The organism is Streptomyces sp. AC627_RSS907 (genome assembly GCF_019049165.1).
In genome coordinates this window covers 1-701 of record NZ_JAGMUE010000972.1, presented here as the reverse complement: position 1 = coordinate 701, position 701 = coordinate 1, and the positions used below count along the sequence as shown (strand labels likewise).

Below are 701 nucleotides of genomic sequence, written 5' to 3'. Positions count from 1 at the left end.
CCGTAAGCCCACGCCCGAGCTGATCACCGTGCCCGGACGGCTGCGCGGCACCATCAAGGCCGCCGAGCAGATCCTGGAGCGCACCAAGGCCGACTGCGTCGTCGGCTTCGGTGGCTACGTCGCGCTGCCCGGCTACCTCGCCGCCAAGCGCCTCGGCGTGCCGATCATCGTCCACGAGGCCAACGCCCGTCCCGGCCTGGCCAACAAGATCGGTTCCCGGTACGCGAAGTTCGTCGCGGTCAGCACCCCGGACAGCAAGCTGCGCAACGCGCACTACGTGGGCATCCCGCTGCGCCGCACCATCGCGACGCTCGACCGGGCCCGGGTCAGGCCCGAGGCCCGCGCCGCGTTCGGCCTCGACCCGGGCCTGCCGACCCTGCTGGTCTCCGGCGGCTCGCAGGGCGCCAGGCGGCTGAACGAGGTCGTGCAGTCCGTCGCGCCGTTCCTCCAGCGCGCCGGAATCCAGATCCTGCACGCGGTCGGCCCGAAGAACGAAATGCCGCGCGTCGACAACATGCCCGGAATGCCGCCCTACATCCCGGTACCGTACGTGGACCGGATGGACCTGGCGTACGCCGCGGCCGACATGATGCTCTGCCGCGCGGGCGCCATGACCGTGGCCGAACTCTCCGCCGTCGGGCTGCCGGCCGCCTTCGTCCCGTTGCCGATCGGCAACGGCGAACAGCGGCTGAACGCCCAAC

Annotated in this window: 1 protein-coding gene; it reads left to right on the top strand. The window is 71.8% G+C overall.

What is annotated here, in order from left to right; translation table 11 throughout:
- On the top strand, window positions 1-701 hold a 701-nt coding region (locus KUM32_RS39725; RefSeq protein ID WP_217146594.1), incomplete at both ends, for a glycosyltransferase.